This window comes from Pseudomonas sp. OA65, assembly GCF_017498305.1.
GTDB lineage: Bacteria > Pseudomonadota > Gammaproteobacteria > Pseudomonadales > Pseudomonadaceae > Aquipseudomonas > Aquipseudomonas zanjanensis.
Window position 1 is genome coordinate 1 of sequence record NZ_JAGDEZ010000091.1, and the last position, 1,943, is coordinate 1,943.

Here is a 1,943-nt window from a genome sequence, read left to right on the forward strand (position 1 = left end):
GTGTCAGACAGCATAGGGTTGCTGACACACCGCCTTCGCGAGCAAGCCCGCTCCCACACTAGAGATCACCGCCTTTAGATCCCCTGCGGAATCTCTTCACCACCCAACGCTTCCACCAGCGCCGGCAGGAACTCGCCGAACGTCAGCATCATCAGCGTGAAGCTGGCGTCCAGTTGGCCGAGGGCTTCGTCGCCACCGTCCTGCTCCGCCTGGTCCTGCAACAGGTCTTCGAACTTCAGGCGCTTGACCACCATCTTGTCGTCGAGCACGAAGGACAACTTGTCCTGCCAGGCCAGCGACAATTGTGTCACGACCTTGCCGGTGTTCAGGTGCAGCTGAATTTCATCGCTGGTCAGGTCCTGGCGCTTGCAACGGACGATGCCGCCGTCTTCATGGGTGTCGCGCAGTTCGCATTCATCCAGCACGAAGAAATCGTCCGCGGCTTTCTGGGTCTTGACCCAGTCGGTCATGGTCGCGGTCGGGGCCATCTTGACCGTCAGCGGGCGTACCGGCAGCGAGCCAATCACTTCGCGCAGGGTGGACAGCAGGTCTTCGGCGCGTTTCGGGCTGGCCGAGTTCACCAGGATCAGGCCTTGCTTCGGCGCGATGGCGGCGAAGGTCGACGAGCGGCGGATAAAGGCGCGAGGCAGGAACGCCTGGATGATTTCATCCTTGAGCTGGTCCCGTTCCTTCTTATAGACCTTGCGCATTTGCTCGGCTTCGATCTCTTCGACCTTTTCCTTCAGGGCATCGCGCACGACGCTGCCTGGCAAGATGCGTTCTTCCTTGCGCGCGGCGATCAACAGGAAGTCCTGGCTGACGTGCACCAGCGGTGCGTCTTCGCCTTTGCCAAACGGCGCGACGAAACCGTAAGTGGTCAACTCCTGGCTTGCACATGGACGCGCCAGTTTGCTGGCCAGTGCAGTTTCCAACGCCTCGGCATCAAAAGGCAGATCTTGGGTCAGGCGATAGATAAGCAGGTTTTTGAACCACATGGGGTGAGTCTCTCCTTTATACAAAGGGGGGCATTATTCTCTTCGCGGCGCCATAGGCCAACCCTTCGCTAAGCCTTTGGAAGGCCTGAAAAAATTAATTTAAAAAGTGCTTGCCAGCTTAAAGAGTGCTCCGTAGAATGCGCGCCACACCGAAAGCGAAGGGTGATTAGCTCAGCTGGGAGAGCGTCTGCCTTACAAGCAGAATGTCGGCGGTTCGATCCCGTCATCACCCACCATTCGTTCAACGTGTTACGCGCAGCGGTAGTTCAGTCGGTTAGAATACCGGCCTGTCACGCCGGGGGTCGCGGGTTCGAGTCCCGTCCGCTGCGCCATATTCGGTAACCTGGAACACTGAACGCCAGGTCACCACGGAAAGCCCGCTAACGCGGGCTTTTTGCTGTTTGCAGTTCCTGCGGTGTGTGTTGCTCCTGTTTTTTTTGCTGAATTTGCTAATTAAATCAGCACGTTACAAAAAACTGTGAGAGAATGCGCCCCGCATCGAAAGTGAAGGGTGATTAGCTCAGCTGGGAGAGCGTCTGCCTTACAAGCAGAATGTCGGCGGTTCGATCCCGTCATCACCCACCAAACTTTCAATGTTACGCGCAGCGGTAGTTCAGTCGGTTAGAATACCGGCCTGTCACGCCGGGGGTCGCGGGTTCGAGTCCCGTCCGCTGCGCCATATTCGGTTATCTGGAATGCTGAACGCCAGGTGGCTACTAGAAACGACGCTTTTCCTTTACGAGGGAGAGCGTCGTTTTTTTTGTTCTCTTTTTTTGTGTATATCCGTTGCTGCGGTTACGGCTACTTAGGGTTCCGCCCTGAGAGGGTGTTTACAAATAAAATGTGCCGTTAGAATGCTCCCAACCCCGCGTTTGTGAATGCATGTCAATGGCCAACATCAAGATAAAACCTGAGCACGAAGGGATTCTGGTTCAAATCGTTGAATCC

The 1,943-nt window shown here is 56.1% G+C and carries 1 protein-coding gene and 4 tRNA genes; 4 read left to right on the forward strand and 1 reads right to left on the reverse strand.

All coding sequences use genetic code 11. From position 1 onward, the window contains the following. Positions 1-74: 74 nt before the first annotated feature. Positions 75-995 (reverse strand): recombination-associated protein RdgC, encoded by a 921-nt coding sequence (gene rdgC, locus J3361_RS29205; RefSeq protein WP_014339706.1) that lies wholly within the window; start codon positions 993-995, stop codon positions 75-77. Between the two features lie 160 nt (positions 996-1,155). Here rdgC and J3361_RS29210 point away from each other — a divergent pair. From J3361_RS29210 to J3361_RS29225, 4 genes are all read left to right on the forward strand, one after another. Next, positions 1,156-1,231: transfer RNA gene (locus J3361_RS29210), tRNA-Val, on the forward strand. 19 nt (positions 1,232-1,250) lie between these two features. Further along, positions 1,251-1,327: transfer RNA gene (locus J3361_RS29215), tRNA-Asp, on the forward strand. Between the two features lie 177 nt (positions 1,328-1,504). Beyond that, positions 1,505-1,580, forward strand: a tRNA-Val gene (locus J3361_RS29220). A 17-nt stretch (positions 1,581-1,597) separates the two neighbouring features. Further along, a tRNA-Asp gene (locus tag J3361_RS29225) sits at positions 1,598-1,674 on the forward strand. The last annotated feature ends 269 nt before the right edge of the window (positions 1,675-1,943 follow it).